Raw genomic sequence first — 18,379 nt, forward strand, 5'->3', positions numbered from 1 at the left:
AAGGTAGATATACGCCCGTAATTATACCCAAATGGGTACATTATTGGGGGTAACATGCCAGCTTTCGACCAACTCAGCCTGAGTGCCAATGGCATCACGGGCGGGCGCGCCGCGCGCCACATTGGCTTCTCAGTCGCCGCCCTGATGTTGGCGGGCACGGCGCTGGCGCCTGCCTTTGCCCAGACCGCTGATCTTGGTGGCCTGACGGTCTCCCGCAACGACTTCGTGAATTTCAACCCGCCCGGCATCGGCATCGAGCCGACCGAAATCACCAATGGCTTGCTGCGTATCAATCCCCTGGCGTCGCTGACCTACGCCGGTGATCTGACCGACAGCGGCGGCGTCTTTTCGCTGCTCAAGTTCGGCGCCAACGATCTCACCCTGGCGGGCGTCAACACCCACAGCGGCCAGACCACGGTGCAAGATGGTCGCCTGATCGCCGGTTCGGCCACGGCCTTGTCGGCGAATTCGCTCTTGGCCATTGCCGGTCCGGTGGCGGGGTTGGCGACGGCTGATCTGAATGGCTTCAACCAGACGGTGAACGGCCTGGTGGGCAACGGCACCGGCGTGCTGACCAGCACCACCGGCCCGGCCACCCTGACGATCGACACCACCACCAATCTCACCTTCAACGGCGCGTTGCAGGGCGAGATTGGTATCACCAAGCGCGGCACCAGCGTTCAGACCTTCACCAATCTCAATCCCGGCGCGGCGGCCACCAACGCCACCGGTCCGATCCGGCTTGAAGCCGGCGCGCTGCGCATCGGCTCCAGCAACGCACTGGGCAGCGGCGCCTTGACGGTTGCCGGCGTCGGCACGCTGAGCGTGGCCGGGGTAACGCCACTGACGTTCGACAACGCGATCGACCTTCAGGCCGGGTTGACCGTTGCCGCGGCAGCCAACCAGAGCATCACCCTCAATGGCACGATCACGGGCGCGTCCTCGCTGACCAAGCTGGGCGTGGGTGAAGTCATCATCACGGGTGTCAACGGATACACGGGCGGCACCACCTTGAGCGGTGGCCGTCTGGTGATCGGCAATGCCAGCGCGCTGGGCACCGGCACTGTCACCCAGACGCAGACGAGCAGTATCGCGCTGGTCAATCCGGCTGCCGATCTCACGCTCGCCAATGCGTTCCAGCTGAACGCCTCTTCGCTGCAGATCGAAACCCCCAATGCTGGCGTGGTCTTCACCCTGTCCGGCGACATCTCGGGTGGTCCGGACGTTAACCTGATTGCTGGCAATGGCGGCACTGTTGTGCTCACTGGCAACAACAGCTTCCCGGGTATGGTGCGCCTGCGTTCGGGCACGCTGGGCATCGCCAATGCCTCCGGCGTCAATTCGGCTTCGGCCATTCGCGCCGAATCGGGCAACCGCGATATCGTGATTCTGGCCGCGGATCAGCTGGTTACCACTCGCCTCGTCAGCAATGTTGGCGACGGTGCGTTGGCGATCACCGTGAACACGGGCGCCAACAACGTGGAATTCTCCAATTCTTTGCGTGACGGCTTCGCCGGTGCTGGCGATACGCTGGCAATCGTGAAGACTGGAGCCGGCATCTTCACGGCGTCCAATGCATCGAATACGGCGCTGGGCCGCACGGAGGTGACGGGCGGCTTCTCCGTCGCCGAAGGCACGCTCAACCTCACGGGCCGCATGGCCAACGACATCAATGTGGCGAGCGGTGCCACCTTTGCCGGCACTGGCTTCCAGGATGTCGGCACCACCACCATTGGCAATGGTGCCACGCTGTCGGCCGGTGATGCCCGCACGGCTGCGCCGTCCATCGGCACGCTCACGTTGAACAACCTCACGCTGGGTGCCACTGCGAGCACCGTCTTCGATCTGGGCCTGCCCAGTATCGATACGTTTGCCCCGATCAACGATCTGATCGTTGTTGCCGGCAATCTGGATCTCGGCGGCAGCACGCTCAACTTCAACATCCTGCCCGGCTTCACCACCGGCACCTACCGCCTGATGACCTATGCCGGTGCACTTTCGGGCACGGCCAATCTGGGCCTGCTGCCGGTCGGCTTCATCTACGCGCTCAACACCGCGGGCGGGAATGTCGATCTCGATGTCCAACTGATCGATTTCTATTGGGACGGCAATGGCCCGTCCGGCAACATGATGGTCGAAGGCGGTCCGGGCACCTGGAACGTCGGCAACACCAACTGGACCGATATTGGCGGCAACGTCACTGTTGCCTGGCAGAACAATGCCCGCGCCTTCTTCACCAATGTTGGCGGCGACGTCACGGTGGATGGCAATTTCACTTATTCGACCCTGTTCTTCACCGTTGATGGCTATGCGCTCAACCCGGCGGCCGGCGCCACGCTGGGCGCCGATGCCGGCACCATCGATGTGGCAGCCGCTTCGACGGCCACGATAAATGTCGATCTGGTCGGCACCAACGGCCTGACCAAGGCCGGTGCCGGCACGCTGGTGCTGACGGGCACCAACAGCTTCACCGGCGGTCTGTCGATCAATGGCGGCACGCTGGCGGTCACCCAGGCGGCGGCGCTCGGCGCTGATGCCGTCACCGTCAACGGCGCTGCGCAGACCCTGCGGTTCGACGCCGACATGACGGTAGCCAACAATATCAATGGCGTCGGCGTTGGTTACAACATCAATACCGGGGCCAACACGGTGACGCTGGAAGGCTCGTTGTCGGGCGGCGGGGCGGACAAGTTCGGCAGCGGCACGCTGGTGCTCAACAATGCGATCAATGCCCAGCCGAACGCGCTGGCGGTGTTTGCCGGCTCGCTGATCGTCAACGGCGGCGTGCAGGGCGGCGTCGGCGGCGCCGGCGGCACCGTGATCGGCGGCACCGGGACGATCACTGGTCTGGTGTCAACAAGCGGCACGTTGTCGCCCGGCGTGGCGCCTGGCCAGGTCGGTACGCTGACAGTCGGCAGCCTGACCCTTGGGGTAGGCTCGACCTCGCTGTTCGATCTCGGCGTGGTGGGTGTCGTCGGCGGCACCAACGATCTGATGGTCGTCAACGGCAACTTCAATCTCGATGGCACGCTGAACGTCAATCCGCTGGCGGGCTGGCACATCGGCACCGGCAGCTTCCGCCTGTTCAACTATGGCGGCACACTGACGGACAGCGGCCTCGCGCTGGGCGGCGCGCTGCTCACCCCGCCGGCAGATGTGACCTATACGGTCAACACCTCGGTCGCCAATCAGGTCACGCTCGACATCGGCTACACCGGTGAATTCAACTGGGATGGCAATGGCGCCCCGGTTGATGGCATCATCCAGGGCGGCGACGGCACCTGGAACGCCGGAAGCACCAACTGGACCAACAGCGACGCGCTGTTCAATCTGGCCTGGGTAGACAGCACCGCCACCGTCGCAAACTTCGGCGGCGCTTCAGGCGGCGGCGCGGTGACCGTTGAAGGCACCCGCACGTTCGGCACGCTGAACTTCACCGCCACCGGCTACACGCTGGGCGGCGCGGGCGATCTCGCCATGAACGGCGGCATAGTCAACGTGACGGCCGAACAGGCCACCATCAACGTGGCGATCAACGGCGCCGGCGGCCTCACCAAGAATGGCGCGGGCGAACTCGTGCTCGGCACGGCCAACGGCTACACCGATGGCACCACCGTCAATGCCGGCGTGTTGACCATGGCCGCCAACGGCGCCACCGGCACCGGCACCGTGACGCTGGCCGATGGCACCACCCTGCGCAGCACCGTGGACATCACCCACGCCAACGCCGTCAACATGCTCGGCACCGGCACCTTCGACATTCTGGGCGCTGAATTCGTGCAGAATGGCCAGGTTTCGGGTGGCCTTCTGCTCAAGACCGGCGCTGGCCGTCTGACGCTGGCCAATGGTGCCAATGATTATGCAGGCGGCACCGACATCACCAATGGCACGGTGGCCGTCGCCACCGATGGCGCACTGGGCACCGGCAACATCCGCTTCTCGGGCCTTGGCGGTACGCTGGAAACGCTGGGCAGCTTCACCACCGCCAAGTCGGTGACGCTCGATTCGGCTGGCGTGATCAACACCAACGCCAACACCAACCGCTTCGACGGCCTGGTGTCTGGTCCGTCGACGTTGACCAAGATTGGCACCGGCACCCTGATCCTGACCAACACCAACAGCTATGCCGGCGGCACCTTCCTCACCGAAGGCACCATCCAGATCAGCAATGGCAGCGCCATGGGCACCGGCACGCTCACCGCGGCTGGCGGCACCACGCTGATCGCCGGTCTGGCGATCAACACCCCGCCGATGACCCTGGCGCAGGACATCGTGCTGACCGGTGGCAACCTCACCATCAACCTGCTCGGTTCCAATTATGGCGTGAACGTCACCACAGGTGCGCTGCTCACCAACGGCACCGCGCTAACTCTGAACGGCACCATCAGCGGCGCCGGCGGTATCGACACGCTTGGTTTCCTGGCCAACGGCGGCGGCAGCATCGCCTTCAACAGCACCAACAGCTATGAAGGCGGCACCAACCTCGGCAGCGTCATCGCCTTCATCGGCGCTGATGGTGCGCTGGGCACTGGCGCTGTCAACCTGAACGCCTTTGGCGCCGGCATCCAGAACACGGGTGCTGGAACCAGCTTCACGTTGGGCAACGCCATCAACGTGAACGACACCCAGCACGGCGTCGGCGGCGCCGGCAACCTGGTGCTGTCGGGCGCGATCGGCGGCAATGGCGAACTGTTCAAGGTGAACAGCGGCACCGTCAGCTTCACCGGTGTCGGCAGCAGCTTCGGCGGCGCCTTCGCGGTCAACGGTGGCACCGTCGAGATCAACGGCAGCTTCGACAACGCCGCGGCCACGATGGCGGTGGCCGGTGGTTCGACGCTGGCAGGCAACGGCAGCTTTGCTGGCAGCGTGACGCTGGACAACGGCGGCGTTCTCAGCGCCGGTGCGGGCGGCGGCGTGGGCGTGCTCACCCTCGGCAACCTGTCGCTCAGCGGCCTGTCCAACCTCAACTTCCAGCTTGGCGCGGCCAACACGCTGGGCGGCGCGCTCAACGATCGCGTGATCGTGGGCGGCAATCTGGTGCTCGATGGCTTGCTCAACGTCACCGAAGCGGCCGGAGGGGCGTTCACGCTCGGCATCTACAATTTGTTCAGCTACGGCACGCTCACCAACAATGGTCTGCTGGTCAATGGCGGCCTGCCCAATGGCCTCACCGGCACGGTGCAGATCAACAGCGCGGCCAATCAGGTCAACCTGATCGCCGCTGGTCCCGACAGCATCGTCCTGAACTGGGACGGCACCGATTTTACCGCGGCGACGGCTGGCGGCCAGGGTGGTGACGGCGTGTGGAACGCCGGCAACACCAACTGGACCGGCGAAGCGCCCGGCGAAATCAACGCGACATGGCAGAACAACGCGATCGGCATCTTTGGCGGCACCGGTGGTTCGGTTGACGTGGTCGATGCGTTCAACTTCGGCGGCCTCGCCTTCCAGGCCGATGGTTATGTGTTGAATGATGCGGGCGGCAGCCTCAACACCAACAGCACGCTGGGCAGCTTCATCGCGGTCGATGGCGGCTTCACCGCCACCATCGATGCCACCATCGGCGGCACTGGCCAGCTGGTGAAGCAGGGCGCCGGCAATCTGGTGCTGGGCGGCACCAACAGCTACAGCGGCGGCACTGCCCTGACCGCTGGCTCGCTGACGGTAACCAACAACAGCTCGATCGGCACCGGCACGCTCACCACCACGGGCGGCACGGCCATCAATGTCGGTACCGCTGCGGGCGCTTCCATCACCCTCGCCAACACTTCTGTCCTCGGCGCTGGCCGCACCACGGTGAACCTGCTGGGCACCAGCCTTTCCGTTCCGAACAGCGGCATCGCCACCACCGATGGTTCGACGCTCACCTTGGGCGGCGCGATTTCCGGCGCGGGTGAATTGTTTGTCAATGGCGCGGGCTTCATCGTGCTCAACGGCAACAACAGCTACACCGGCGGCACCGTGCTCGAACAGCGTGTGGCGGCTTATGTTGGCAGCGACACGGCCTTTGGCACCGGTGCGGTGACCCTTGCGCCGGCCTCTGCGTTGTTGAACGACAGCGGTGCCACACGCACACTGGCCAACAACATGGTGCTCACCAACGCGTCCATCGCTTTTGGTGGTGCCAACAACATCGTGCTGACCGGCACGTTGAGTGGTGCGGCCCAACTGGCCAAGGTGGGCCCGGCTTCGCTGACCATCAGCGCCGCCAGCACCCGCACCGGCCAGACCTACATCGGCAATGGCGAGATCATCGTTCTCAACAATCTGTCGCTGGGTTCCGGCAACCTTCGCATCGACAACGACAGCATCGCACCGCGCCTCACGGCCGGCGCCAGCAACCTGACGCTGGCCAATGCTGTCGCGCTTGACGGTGTTGCCGCTCCGCTGACCATCAACACCGCAGCCAACACGCTGACCATGTCGGGTGTGTTCAGCGGCGCTGGCGGTATCACCAAGGTGGGCTCGGGCAATCTGATCCTGTCGGGCACCAACGTCTATGCCAACGGCACGGCGCTGAACGCCGGCACCATCACCGTGGCCAGCAACACTGCGCTGGGCACCGGCCGCCTCACCATGGCGGGCGGCACCACGCTGGCTTCGGGTGCGGCTGGTCTGGCGCTGGCCAATGCCATCACCACGCTGGGTGTGGGCACGGTCGACACCGCCGGCAACATGTTCACCCTGAACGGCGTCATCGATGGCGCGGGTTCGCTGAACAAGGTGAACGCCGGCAATCTCGTGCTGAATGGTGCCAACCTCTATACGGGCGGCAGCACCATCAATGGCGGCACCGTCACCGTTGGCACCAATTCGGCGCTGGGCACCGGTGGTGTGGCCATGGCCGATGGCACCATGCTGCGCGCCGGTGTGGATGCACTGGCGCTGGCCAATGGCATCACCATCAATGGCACCAGCACGATGAACACCCAGGGCTTCACCTTCACGCTGAACGGCGTGATCGGCGGCACGGGGACGCTGGCCAAGATCGGCACCGGCACGCTGGTGCTGAATGGCGCCAACACCTATTCGGGTGGCACCAGCCTGACGGCAGGCACCATCCGCGTTGGCAACAGCAGCGCGCTGGGCACGGGCAACCTCGCCATGGCGGCGGGCACCTTCCTCCAGGCCGGCGCAGCCGGCGTCACCCTGGCCAACAGCATCAGCATGGCCGACGGTGCCACGGTTGACGTGGCAGGCCAGACGCTCATTCTGGGCGGCGTGATTTCGGGCACTGGCCCGCTGTCGGTCATCGACAGCGCTGCCAACCCGGCCTCCGATCTCACCCTCACCGGCGTCAACACCTACACTGGCGGTACTGTCGTCAACGGCACGCAGGTGCGGGTCAGCCAGGATGCCAACCTCGGCAATGCCGCAGGCAGCGTGACGCTGAATGCCGGTACGCTGTGGACCACGGCGACCTTCAGCTCGGCGCGCGCAGTCACGCTCGGCACGGGCGGCGGCACGGCCCGCGTTGCGCCGGGCACTGCACTCACCCTTGATGGAGTGGTCAGCGGCACCTCGCTCACCAAGATCGGCGGCGGCGAGCTCGTCCTGAACGCAGCCAACACCTATGCCGGCGGCACCACGCTGACCATGGGCCGCATCACGGTTGGCAACAATGCCGCGCTGGGCACGGGCGCCCTGGCCATGGCCGATGGCACCACCCTGGGTGCCGGCGCCAACAACCTGGTTCTGGCCAATGCGGTCAGCACCGCGGGTGTGGGCACGGTAGATACCGGCGCCAACACGCTGACGCTGAATGGCGTCGTGTCGGGTGCGGGTTCGATCGCCAAGACCGGTACGGGCACGCTGGTACTGAACAGCGCCAACACCTACACCGGTGGCACCGCGCTGAATGCCGGCACCATCACGGTGGGCGTCAACGCGGCGCTGGGCACGGGCGCACTCACCATGGCCGATGCGACCACGCTGAATGCCGGCGTGTCGGGTCTGACCGTGGCCAATGCCATCACCACCCTGGGCGTCGCCACCATCAGCAGCGGCGCATCGCCGGCGGTCTTCACCCTGTCGGGTGTGATCAGCGGTGCGGGCGGTGTCAGCAAGGCCGGCACCGGCACACTGAACCTGACGGGCGCGAGCACCTACACGGGTGCCACCACCGTTGCGGCCGGCGTGTTGAACGTGACGGGCAGCCTGGCTTCGGCGGTGACCGTCAATTCGGGCGCGGCCCTGAATGGCACCGGCACGGTTGGCGCGCTGAACGTGCTGACCGGTGGTTCGGTGAACCCCGGCGCACCGGGCACCACCAACCTTGCCACCCTCACGGTGACCGGTGCGGCAACGCTGGCGGGCACCTACAACGTCAACGTCACTCCGGCTGGCGCGGATCGCATCACGGCGGGTGGCGCCCTGACGCTCGGCGGCACGCTGGCTGTGGCGCCAACGGGCACCTACACCCAGTTCAACACGGTCTACACGGTGGCCAGCGGTGCAACCCGCACCGGTACCTTTGCCACCGTGACCGGGCTTGATCTGTTCGGCGTCGCCTTCAACCCGGTGGTGGAATATACCAGCACGCTGGCGAACATCCGTCTGGCGCCGCAAAGCCTGGTCACGCTGGGCAACCGCAATGGCGGCATCAGCGGCAATGCCCTTGAAGCGGCCCTGGCGTTTGATCGTGCCGTGGCCGGCGGCTACAATCCGCAGGCCTTCTTCGCGGTCTACAATGCCGGCAGCAACCTGCCGCGCACCTTGCGCGAGATGTCGGGTGAACAGCGTGCCACCGAACGGCGCGTGGTGCTGGATACCAACCGCGTGTTCCGCGAAACCGCGCTGGATCGCCTGAACCTGGGTCTCGCCTCGATGGCCGGCCAGCAGGCCAGCACCAGCGATGGCGACAGCTCGCTCACCTTCTGGCTGCGCGGTGCCGGTTCGTGGGGCAAGGCTGAAACCAGCGGCGCTGCAACCAACTTCACCACCGAGCAAATCGGTGTCCTGACCGGTCTCGACTGGGCCCGTGATGGCATGACGGTGGGCGGCATGTTCCACTACACCAGCACGGATGTGGAGTTCGGCTTCCTGGGCGGCAGCAGCCGCGTGGAAACCGTGGGTGGCACCGCCTACGCCGGCTATCGCAAGCCGGATGCGGGCCTGGTGGTCAACGCGGGTCTCAGCGTTGCTGGTGCTCGCACCAACGGCAGCCGCGCCATCACTTTGCCGGGCTTCACCCAGGCGCTGGCGGGCCGCACCACCGGCACCACCTATCAGGTGTTCGGCGAACTGGCTTATGATCTGGTGAAGAACGGCAACACCCAGGTCGAACCGTTTGTCCGCAACTCCTACGTGGGCGCCGATATCAAGGCGCTCGCGGAAACCGGCGGGATCGCGGCGCTGTCGGCACCGCGCCAATCCTACAACATCAACGTGTTCAATGCGGGTCTGCGCGTCGGCGCCAATCTCAACGGTGGCAAGCTGAACGTGAACGGCAGTGTCGCCTGGCAAAGCACCTCGGGTGCGCGCGAGGCGGCCACGGCGCTCGGCATTCCGGCGGTGGGCCAGAACGGCACCATCCGTTCGGTCAGCATCGATCCGAATGCTGCGCTGCTGCAGGCCGGGCTGGGCGGCAAGCTGAGCGACAAGATCCGCTTCAGCGTCGATTACTCGGGCCTGATCGGCAAGCACAACGAAGACCATGGCGCTCGTGCGACCCTGAACTTCGCGTTCTGATCGCACAGCCCCAGCGGCTGACACCTGGAGCGGCGGTCCCAAACGGGGCCGCCGTTTCCACATGGAGCGACGACCTGACACACAGGGCAGGGGCCATCAGGCGCGCGCTGTGCCATTGACCAGTCACCCACCGGCTTTCTATCGGAGCCTGCATGAGCCCAGCCGCCAATTTCGCAGCCAACTTCATGTCCGACAATGCCGCGGCGCCGTGCCCTGAAGTGCTGGCGGCGTTGACTGCGGCCGCGCCGGCCCAGAATGCCGGCTATGATGGCGATGCCTGGTCGCGCCAACTGGATGGGCTTTTCAGCGAATTGTTCGGTCGCGATTGCATGGCACTGCCGGTCGGCACCGGTACGGCCGCCAATGCACTGGCGCTGGCCTGCCTGGTGCCGCCATGGGGCGCGGTGGCCTGCCATACCGAGGCTCATATCCATGTCGATGAATGTGGTGCGCCGGAATTCTACACCGGCGGTGCCAAGCTGATGTTGTGCCCCGGCGCTCACGGCAAGCTGACGCCGGCCGGGCTCGACGTCGCTCTGGCCAGCCACCGGGGGGATGTGCACCAGGTGCAATTGGCGGCACTGTCGATCACCCAGGCGACGGAATGCGGCACGGTCTACACGCCGGCTGAACTCGCAGCCCTGACCGGCCATGCCGCCGCCCGGGGCTGGCGGGTGCATCTGGATGGCGCGCGCTTTGCCAATGCTGTCGCGGGACTGGGTTGCAGCCCGGGCGAGATTGTGGCGGGCGTCGATGCGCTCAGCTTTGGCTGCATCAAGAATGGCGGGCTTTCGGCCGAAGCGCTGGTGCTGTTCGATCTCGCCCTTGCCGATCAGTTGCGCTGGCGCCGCAAGCGGGCGGGCCAGATGCCGTCCAAGGGCCGTTTCAATGCGGCGCAGATCATCGCCATGATCGAAAATGACGTGTGGTTGCGCAATGCCCGCGCCGCCAATGCCGGCGCGCAGGCGCTGGCGGCCGCCGCGCGTGACCGGCTGTTGCACCCGGTGGAGGCCAATGAAGTTTTCGTGCAGCTGCGCCCCGGCGAGCCTGATCGGCTGCGGGCGGCAGGCTTCAACTTCTATGATTGGGGCGATGTCGGCTCGAACGAAGCGCGACTGGTAGTAAGCTGGGACACGCCGCCCGCGCATGTCGAGGCCTTGGCCCGCGCGCTGGCGTCAGGCTGATGGCCAGCGCCGCGCCGGAACCGCGCTTCACGCCCGTAGCCTGGTTTGCCTTCATCGCCTGCACCCTGATCTGGGGTGGTACCTGGTTCGTGATCCGCACCCAGTTGGGCGAAGTGCCGCCAAGCTGGTCGGTGACGTGGCGCTTTGCGCTGGGGGCGGCGGTAATGTTCGCCCTGTGCCTGGTGCGGCGCAAATCGCTGCGACTGTCGCTGCGCCAGCATGGTTTCGCGCTGCTGGTGGCCGTCACCCAGTTCGTGCTGAATTTCAACCTGGTCTATCGGTCGGAACAATATCTCACCTCGGGGCTGGTCAGCCTCACCTTTGCCTTCCTGCTGGTTACCAATGCGGCACTGGCGGCGCTGTTCCTGGGGCAGCGCGTGACCGGCCGCTTCATGCTGGGCAGCGCCATCGGGCTGGCTGGGGTCGCGCTGCTGTTTGCGCCGGATATCGGCAAGCCGGGCGGTGAACAAATCGGAATCAACAACACGACTTGGGGGCTTGCCTTGGCCTTTGCCGGCGTGCTGTCGGCCAGTGTCGCCAATGTGCTGCAGGCCACCCCCCAGGGCCGGGCCATGCCGCTGGAGGCCGGCCTCGCCTGGGCCATGGGTTGGGGCGCCCTGATCGATGGCGCCGTCGCCTGGGGCCTGTCGGGCCCGCCGGTGTTTTCCACCGCGCCAGTCTATCTGGCGGGCCTGGCCTATCTGGGCATCGTCGCATCGGCGGTGGCGTTCAGCCTCTATTATATCCTGATCCGCGCGGTCGGCGCCGGACCGGCGGCTTGGAGCGGGGTGGTGGTGCCCGTGGTGGCGATGGGCATTTCGACCCTGCTGGAAGGCTATGAATGGACGGCGACCGCCGTGGCCGGGATCGTGCTGGCGCTGATCGGCCTGGGCGTTGCGCTCAAGGCCAAGGCGCAACAATAGCATCGCCTAGGTAACCCTCCCGATTCCCTGGTTCCCGCTTCCTGCCAATATCGGAATGGGAGAGAGACCATGGTGTTCAGCAACAGTTGCAAGCAATGCACGGTGCGTGCGCAGGCCCTGTGCGGCGTGTTGGCCGATGAACAACTGGCGCCATTGGCGTCCTGCGGCGTCCAGCGCAGCCTGGCGCGCGGCGAGATGCTGGTGCGTGCCGGCGATATCTCATCGCTCTGCGCCAATATCCAGCAGGGCCTGATGAAGATCAGCCATATCAATCCGGCGGGGCAGGAGGTCATCGTGGGCTTGCTGTGGGCGGGCGATTTCGTTGGCACCCCCTTTTCCGGTGGCCAGTCGCTGCCCGCCGCGCATGATATTGTCGCGCTCACGCCCGTGACGCTGTGCCAGTTTCCGCAAGGCCGGGTGGAGCGCACCATGACCGATCATCCGGCCATGGAACGCGCCCTGCTCAGCCGCACGCTAGCCGAACTGGGCGCGGTGCGGTCGCGGCTCAGCCGGCTGGCACGGGCAACGGCACTGGCCCGGGTTGCCGGCTTCATCGTTGAATCCGCGGATCGCTGTGCGACCGATGATGATGGTGATACGATCACCACCATCGAATTGCCGCTCAGCCGGGGCGACATGGCTGATCTGCTTGGCCTGACCATCGAGACGGTCAGCCGCCAGATGACGCGATTGAAGAATGCCGGGGTGATCGGTCTGCCCGGCGGCCGCCGCGTTGCGATCCATGATCCTGATGCGCTTGCCGAAGCTGCCGAAGAACTTGCCTGAAGGGAGACGGAACGATGAAGACGATCCTTGTGCATATTGAAGGCGACGATGGCCAGGAGGCGCGGCTGAATGCGGCCTTTGACCTGGCGCGCGCGTGCGGCGGGCATCTCGTCTGCCTGTCGGTGATGCCCTATGCGGCCTATGCGCTGGGCGATCCGGCGATGGGCGCCTTTCCGGTGACTACGCTGATCGACGCCGTGGAGGCCCGCCGCAAGGAAGAGCGGGTGGCCGTGGAGGCCCGTCTTGCCCAGGAAGGCGTCAGCTGGGAATGGCAGAGCGCCGATGGTGACAGCGCCGACCGGCTGGTCGAGCATGCCCGGTTGGCCGACGTGGTGGTGATGAGCGCCGGGCCGTTTTCGCGTCAGGGGGCGCTGCAGCTGGGCATCACCGGCGATGTTGCGATCCGTGCGCCAGCGCCGGTGTTGGCAGTGCCGCCAAGTGCGCGCGGCATCACCGTCGCCGGGCCGGCGCTGCTGTGCTGGGATGGCGGGCAGGAAGCCGCGCGGGCGCTGCGTGCCGCGATGCCGCTGCTGGCCTTGAGCGAGGCCGTTACGCTGTTGACCGTGGAAGAAAAGGACACGCCGTTCGGTGTGCGGGCGGCCGCCGCCTTCCTGTCACGCCATGGCATCCATGCCGATGTGGTGGAACGGGCCCAGGGCAGCAGCAGCATCGAGCAGGTGATCCGCAGCGTGGCCGCCGAACGCCAGGCGACGTGGATCGTGCAGGGTGCCTATGGCCACAGCCGCATGCGGCAGATGCTGTTTGGCGGGGTGACGCGCGGATTGCTCGCCGATGCGCCAGTGCCGATTCTGATCGCCCATTGATCTGGATCAAAGCCTGCGCCGGCTTGGCCATGGCAGTTTCCCGTTGTCGCCCGGCTGGGGGCGCAGGCTGGGAGAGAAGAGATGAAATTCGAGTTCCGCGAAGAGCATGGCACTGCCATCGAAGGCAGCCGGGCACCTGAACAAGGTGTAAGGAGACTCGATTTTGATTTGCCAAACAAGCTGTTAGCGCAGGTGGTAGGCGCCGGAGCGGCTTATCTTGCCATCATGTATGTTGCGTTTCGGGCGGCTGCGGGTCTTGGTCTGATCTTCGTGGTCTTCGGCCTTGTGCTGGTGGCCTATTATGGCCTGCCGCTGCTGATGCAGCGGACCTCAGGCCGCAGGGAGAATGACATTCCGCGCCGGGGAGCGTGGGGAATTGATACGGCAAGCGGCTATCTTTCCGGCCGCGCCGCCTATGCCCAGGTCATGACTGTCCCGTTATTGATGGTGGCTTGGGCTGTATTTGTCAGCTTCCTTGCTTGAGCGCCCGCATTTGGGGGATGTCAGGTGATGGAGCTGCCAACCTTTCGAGGTTGGTTGTCGACCGGACTGCACCCCCCGTCTCCCACCCATCCTGCGGGGGGTGACGCCGGGCCGATCAACCAACGGAAGGCCGTCGACCCGGGCAGGGACGGCGGCCTTCCTTCCTACAGGGAGGGAATGTCTCTCACGCTGCCTTGGGCAAACCTTGTGCCAGCCGCCAGAGCTTCTCCGGTGTGGCCGGCATTTCCAGCTGTTGGCCATCCAGCGCATCGATGATGGCATTGATCACCGATGGCATGGCGCCAATGGTGCCGGCTTCGCCGCAGCCCTTCACGCCCAGCGGGTTGGTGGGTGACGGCGTGTTCAGCGTTTCAAACAGCACCGCCGGCGGCATCACATCGGCGCGCGGAATACCATAGTCCATCAGGCTGCCGGTGATCAGCTGGCCGGCATCATCATAAACGATATTCTCCAGCACGGCCTGGCCCAGCCCCTGCGCAATGCCGCCATGGATCTGGCCTTCGACCAGCATCGGATTCACCAGCACGCCGAAATCATCCACCAGGCTGTAGCGGGTTACGGCGATGGTGCCGGTATCCGGGTCCAGCTCCACCTCGGCGATGTGGCAGCCGTTGGGGAAGGTGGGGGCGGGCTTGCTGTCCTTGGTGGTGTAACGGCTGCGGCCATCCAGTGCGCCCGGGTGGCGGCTGGCGAGTTCGGCCCAGCTCAGCGTCGCGTTGCTGCCGCGCGCCTTGAACAGGCCGTCGCCATAGTCGACGTCGCTGCCCAGATCTGCACTGGCCAGTGCGGTGCCGCGCGCGATCATGTCGTCGGCACTCGCCAGCACGGCGCCGCCGCCAAAGGCCATCGACCGCGAACCGCCGGTACCGCCGCCCACTTCCATGCGGCTGGTGTCGCCCTGCACGATGCGGATCTGCGCCATCGGCACGCCCAGCCGCGCGGCCAGCACCTGGCCATAGGCGGTTTCGTGGCCTTGGCCGTTGGATTGGGTGCCAACCGACATCTCGATCGTGCCGTCGGCGGCTACGCGCACATCGGCATGTTCCTCGGTGCCGCCGCCGCCGGCGATCTCCACATAATAGGCCATGCCGCGGCCCAGCCGCTTGCCGCGCTTCGCCGCCTCGACCTTGCGGGCGGGGAAGCCGGCCCAATCGGCGACCTGCTTGGCGCGGTCCAGCACCGCCGGGAAATTGCCGATATCATAGGTCAGGCCCAGGCCGTTTTCGTGGGGCAGCTCGGCCGGGGTCAGCAGGTTGCGGGCGCGCATCTCGTCCACCGCAACGCCGATCTCGCGCGCCGCCGCTTCGATCAATCGCTCCATCACATAGGCCGATTCCGGCCGGCCAGCCCCGCGATAGGCATCCACGGGCGTGGTATTGGTCACCACCCCGTGCACCAGATTGTGGATGGCCGGGATGCGATAGACGCCGCCCATGATGCGCCCGCCAGCCATGGTCTGGATCGCCGGACCGAATTGCGCCTGATAGGCGCCAAGATCGGACCAGGTTTCCACCTTCAGCGCCAGGATGCGACCATCCTTGTCGAGCGCCAGCGCGGCTTCGCTTTCCATGGCGCGGCCGTGGGTGTCGGTCTGGAAAGCGTCGCCGCGCTCCCCGGTCCACTTCACCGGACGGCCCAGTGCGCGGGCGGCATGCAGGCACAGGACATATTCGGGATACAGGAAGCTCTTCATGCCGAAACCGCCACCCACATCGTTGGTGACGACGCGCATCCTCTCCACCGGCACCTTCAATATGGCCTTGGCCAGTTCGCGCTGCATGGAAGCCACGCCCTGGCTGCCGGTGGTGAGGGTGAAGCCATCAGCCTCGCTATACTCGCCGAGCGCCGCGCGCACCTCCATCGAGGTGGGGGCGATGCGGTTCTGCAGGATCTTCAGGCGCGTCACATGCGCGGCGCCGGCAATGGCGGCCTCCACGGCGGCCGGGTTGCCGACCTGCCAATCGAACAGGCTGTTGGAATTGGCTTCCGGCCAGATCAGCGGCGCATCAGCCGCCAACGCCGCAGTGATGCTGGCCACTACGGGCAATTCTTCATAATCCACCCAGATGGCTTCGGCGCCGGCACGCGCCGCTTCCCGGGTTTCGGCAACAACGAAGGCCACGCCGTCGCCCACGAAACGCACCCGGCCATCGGCCAGCATCACGCGCGGCGTCTTCACCTCGCCCGACAGCGGCACCAGGCAGGGGATCACGCCATATTCGGCGACATCCTTGTGGGTATAGACGGCGACAACGCCCGGCACATCCAGCGCGGCCGACGCATCGATGCCCTTGATTTCGGCATGGGCATAGGGGCTGCGCAGGGTGACGCCAAACAGCATGCCGGGGCGGGACTGATCGTCGGTATAGCTGCCCTTGCCGGTGAGCAGGCGTGCGTCCTCGACGCGGGTAACCGATTGGCCGGTGCCGAACTTCATCGCTGCATCTCCTCAAGGCAGGCCGCAAGGCCGGAATGATAATCAGGGTATTTCAGGTAATAGCCAAGCTGCCTTTTCATGCGGCCATTGGCCACCCTGCGGCATTCGGCATAAAAGGCGCGGCCCATCGGCGACAGATTGGCCTTATCGAGCGGGATCAGCGGCGATGGCGCCATCCCCAGCATCCGCGCTGCCGCTGCCGTGACGGCCTCACCGGGCGCGGGCAGATCATCGGCGATGTTATAGATACCAGCCGGGCCGCCGTGCATGCTGGCCAGCACCGCGCCGGTGATATCATCAACATGGATGCGGCTGAACACATGGCCCGGCAGATCGATCCGCGCGACCGGCCCGGCACGGAGCCGATCGAGTGCGGAACGACCGGGGCCATAGATGCCCGGCAGGCGGAAGACGCGGGCCTGCGGGTGCAGCGCCTCCCAAGTCTCATCCGCCAGGTTTCGCCCGCCACGGCGGCCCTGGCGGGGCGCGCCTTCATCAACCCAGGCCCCGCCGGCATCGCCATAAACACCGGTAGACGACAGATAGCCGATCCATTTCGCCGGGGCCCTGGCCAGGGCATCGCCATGCGCGGCCAGCACCGGATCGCTGCCGTCGCTGGCAGGCGGCACCGAGGAGAGGATGTGGGTGGCGCTGGCGATAGCGTCCGGCAATTCCGGGCTGTCGAGCGTCAGCACGCCAGGCGCCGCGCGTGAGCGCACCGCGGTGATGGCGAAGCCCGCCGCCTGCGCCGCATCGGCGATGTGGCCGGCGCTGTAGCCCAGGCCGAGGATGAGGAGGTGCATGGCCCTACCGTAGCGGGGCCGTCGGGGCGACGCCAGCGCTGTCCTCTACCGCACGTCCGCCTCGCCCAGATGCTCGGCCTTCCAGCGCATGGCGGTCATCACGCGGGTGTGGCCGCTGGGGTGATCGAAGAAGATGATCTCCTCCCATGGGCCGGGCTCGATCTTGCGATATTGCGACAGCTTCATGGCGATGCGGGCAAAGCTGTCGGGGGCGCGGGCGGCATTGTGGGCGAAGATGTCGGCTTCCTGCTCGTTGATGCGAATGAGGCTGTTGGTGACTGGCGTCGCCACGAAGAACACCGTGCTCACCACGATGACCAGCGCCGGCAGCACGCCGGGATCGGCCATGCCGGCTATGCCCCAGTTGCCGCCCAGCCGCGTCAGCAGCCACGGCGAACCCGCCGCCACCAGCGCCAGGCTGACGGCGATGACCAGCGACATGCCAAGCAGCAGTTTCCAGATGTGATTGAGCACATAATGGCCCAGTTCATGCGCCATCACTGCGCGGATCTCGTTGATGTCCTGCTTCATCAGATTGTCGTTCAGCGCGATGCGGGTGGTGCCCAGCATGCCGGCGACATTGGCCGAGATGCGATCCGATTGCCGGCTGGCATCAACCAGGAACACATTGTCGGCCGGCACGCCATTGGCGCGCGCCAGCTTCAGCACTTCCGTTTTCACCGGGCCTTCGGGCAGCGGCGTGTAATCGTTGAACAGCGGATCGAGATAGACCGGCGCCAGCGTGATCGTCGCCATCAGCACGGCGATGGTCAGCCCGGTGCCCCCCACCCACCAGCCGCGCGGCCAGCGCCGGATCACGGCGTGGACGCCCATCCACAGGATCGCCGCGATCAGCGTGTCGGCGGCGATGACGATCAGCTGCTCGCCGCCCCATTCGGCAAAATTCTGGTTGGACAGGCCATAGGCATGCTCGCGGAAGAATTCGGTGTAGATGGTGTAGGGCGCGGTGATCAGCGTGACGATCAGCAGATAGGGCACGGCAAACAGCAGCGCCGCCAGCATCGGCCCGGCCTTGCTTCGGGCCCAGGCCGAAAGCCGCGCCGCCCAGCCCAGTTGCAGCACGATCAGATTGGCGCCCACGGTCACCAGGAAACCCCAGAGGATCAGCCAGTAGCCGCCTTCGAAATAGGCGTCGGACCGGGCGCGGGCAGCGCCCTTCAGCGTCGCCATGTAAGCCTGTGTCGCCAGTTCCGGATCGAATGTCATT

Annotated in this window: 9 protein-coding genes; 6 read left to right on the forward strand and 3 right to left on the reverse strand. The window is 65.9% G+C overall.

Annotated features, from left to right (window positions below):
- Positions 1–54: 54 nt before the first annotated feature.
- The 6 genes from D619_RS0104440 (at position 55) to D619_RS0104465 (ending at position 13,890) form a co-directional block, all read left to right on the forward strand.
- The gene (locus tag D619_RS0104440; protein ID WP_017667366.1) at positions 55–9,690 is read left to right on the forward strand and encodes an autotransporter-associated beta strand repeat-containing protein; all 9,636 of its coding nucleotides are present in this window, start codon (positions 55–57) and stop codon (positions 9,688–9,690) included.
- Positions 9,691–9,842: 152 nt separating this feature from the next.
- Entirely contained in the window at positions 9,843–10,874 is a 1,032-nt protein-coding gene (locus tag D619_RS0104445; protein WP_017667367.1) for a beta-eliminating lyase-related protein, read from the forward strand.
- Positions 10,874–11,797, forward strand: a complete 924-nt coding sequence (locus tag D619_RS0104450; protein ID WP_017667368.1) for a DMT family transporter — start codon at positions 10,874–10,876, stop codon at positions 11,795–11,797. Before D619_RS0104445 ends, D619_RS0104450 begins: the two co-directional genes overlap by 1 nt.
- Before the next feature lie 69 nt (positions 11,798–11,866).
- A complete protein-coding gene (locus tag D619_RS0104455; protein ID WP_017667369.1) occupies positions 11,867–12,583 on the forward strand; it encodes a Crp/Fnr family transcriptional regulator in 717 nt (238 codons plus the stop codon).
- A gap of 14 nt (positions 12,584–12,597) precedes the next feature.
- Positions 12,598–13,407, forward strand: a complete 810-nt coding sequence (locus tag D619_RS0104460) for a universal stress protein (RefSeq protein ID WP_017667370.1) — start codon at positions 12,598–12,600, stop codon at positions 13,405–13,407.
- Positions 13,408–13,488: 81 nt separating this feature from the next.
- Positions 13,489–13,890, forward strand: coding sequence for a hypothetical protein (locus tag D619_RS0104465; protein WP_017667371.1), 402 nt, complete (start codon positions 13,489–13,491; stop codon positions 13,888–13,890).
- Positions 13,891–14,074: 184 nt separating this feature from the next.
- Here D619_RS0104465 and D619_RS0104470 read toward each other — a convergent pair whose 3' ends face one another.
- The 3 genes from D619_RS0104470 to D619_RS0104480 are packed head-to-tail and all read right to left on the reverse strand — an operon-like array spanning position 14,075 to position 18,378.
- Entirely contained in the window at positions 14,075–16,348 is a 2,274-nt protein-coding gene (locus D619_RS0104470; RefSeq protein ID WP_017667372.1) for a xanthine dehydrogenase family protein molybdopterin-binding subunit, read from the reverse strand.
- Positions 16,345–17,151, reverse strand: coding sequence for a hypothetical protein (locus tag D619_RS0104475; protein WP_017667373.1), 807 nt, complete (start codon positions 17,149–17,151; stop codon positions 16,345–16,347). Before D619_RS0104475 ends, D619_RS0104470 begins: the two co-directional genes overlap by 4 nt.
- Positions 17,152–17,196: 45 nt before the next feature.
- Positions 17,197–18,378, reverse strand: a complete 1,182-nt coding sequence (locus tag D619_RS0104480) for a M48 family metalloprotease (protein ID WP_017667374.1) — start codon at positions 18,376–18,378, stop codon at positions 17,197–17,199.
- Between the last annotated feature and the right edge of the window lies 1 nt (position 18,379).

Source organism: Sandarakinorhabdus sp. AAP62, from assembly GCF_000331225.1.
In the GTDB taxonomy this organism is placed as follows: Bacteria; Pseudomonadota; Alphaproteobacteria; order Sphingomonadales; family Sphingomonadaceae; genus Sandarakinorhabdus.

Coding starts and splice junctions, on each gene's coding strand:
- D619_RS0104440 (WP_017667366.1), top strand. CDS start 55: ATGCCAGCTTTCGACCAACTCAGCCTGAGTGCCAATGGCATCACGGGC.
- D619_RS0104445 (WP_017667367.1), top strand. CDS start 9,843: ATGAGCCCAGCCGCCAATTTCGCAGCCAACTTCATGTCCGACAATGCC.
- D619_RS0104450 (WP_017667368.1), top strand. CDS start 10,874: ATGGCCAGCGCCGCGCCGGAACCGCGCTTCACGCCCGTAGCCTGGTTT.
- D619_RS0104455 (WP_017667369.1), top strand. CDS start 11,867: ATGGTGTTCAGCAACAGTTGCAAGCAATGCACGGTGCGTGCGCAGGCC.
- D619_RS0104460 (WP_017667370.1), top strand. CDS start 12,598: ATGAAGACGATCCTTGTGCATATTGAAGGCGACGATGGCCAGGAGGCG.
- D619_RS0104465 (WP_017667371.1), top strand. CDS start 13,489: ATGAAATTCGAGTTCCGCGAAGAGCATGGCACTGCCATCGAAGGCAGC.
- D619_RS0104470 (WP_017667372.1), bottom strand. CDS start 16,348: ATGAAGTTCGGCACCGGCCAATCGGTTACCCGCGTCGAGGACGCACGC.
- D619_RS0104475 (WP_017667373.1), bottom strand. CDS start 17,151: ATGCACCTCCTCATCCTCGGCCTGGGCTACAGCGCCGGCCACATCGCC.
- D619_RS0104480 (WP_017667374.1), bottom strand. CDS start 18,378: ATGACATTCGATCCGGAACTGGCGACACAGGCTTACATGGCGACGCTG.